Source organism: Ruminococcus sp. 1001136sp1_2201st1_G3_2201SCRN_220225, from assembly GCF_040924365.1.
Classification (GTDB): domain Bacteria; phylum Bacillota; class Clostridia; order Lachnospirales; family Lachnospiraceae; genus Blautia_A; species Blautia_A faecis.
This window is the reverse complement of the sequence record NZ_JBCOME010000092.1, coordinates 1-835: the sequence shown is the minus strand read 5'-3', so window position 1 is coordinate 835 and position 835 is coordinate 1. Positions and strand designations below refer to the sequence as shown.

Here is an 835-nt window from a genome sequence, read left to right as displayed (position 1 = left end):
AAGCAGAAGGAACCAGACGACTGAATGAAGCAAACAAGATCCGCAAGGAGAAGAAAGAAAATTGGGTAAATCCGGAGCTGACCGCTTTTCTTGCAGGAGGCGATGAGAAGGAACTTCGTCAGGCAATAGTGGATGTGCTTTCAGAGAAGGATCATACAGACTGTGTTTGCAGGGTGCTGGAAGAGCATTTGGAATATGGAAAGATATATGCTAAGGAGTACCGAGATCTTGTTTGGGATGTTAACGGCACTGCTTGCGGCGAGAAGAATTGTAAAACTGAAAAATCTGTGGCATATACAGGCGTTTCTGGTGCTGAGAATGGCTATAACCTCTATATCAATTACGTATTAAATCCCCGTGTGGAGGACGAGCTTCTTCGTCCATACCGAAAAGGCATTCTCTCCTTTTTTACAGAAGAGCAGAAAGCCGCTTTCCGCACAAATCCGGCAGAAATCTGGAATTATATCCAGGTGCACATCACTGCCTACCCGGATAACGAGCGCGAGACCGTAATGGAAACTCCATACGAATGTCTGGTATCTGGAATTGGTACCGAGCGTTCCAAGAAGGTACTTTTTGTGGCAATCGCCCGTACACTGGGAATTCCGGCAAGATTGAATCCAGATAATAAGGTAATGGAATATTGGGTAAAAGACCAGTTTGTGTCCGTTTTGAAACAGCAGAAGGGTGGCGCAGTTCTCACACTGAAAAAAGAGGCTGATGCTGTATGGAACTACTATCAGAACTGGACAATGGGACGTCTGGTTGGAAATGAATTTGTTTCCCTGAATCTTACCGGCAGAAGCTGGAAGGGGGATACTCTGGAGCTTGCATT

The 835-nt window shown here is 45.6% G+C and carries 1 protein-coding gene; it reads left to right on the top strand.

Annotated elements, in window-relative coordinates; translation table 11 throughout:
* On the top strand, positions 1-835 hold an 835-nt coding region (locus AB5642_RS19075), incomplete at both ends, for a transglutaminase-like domain-containing protein (protein ID WP_368371865.1).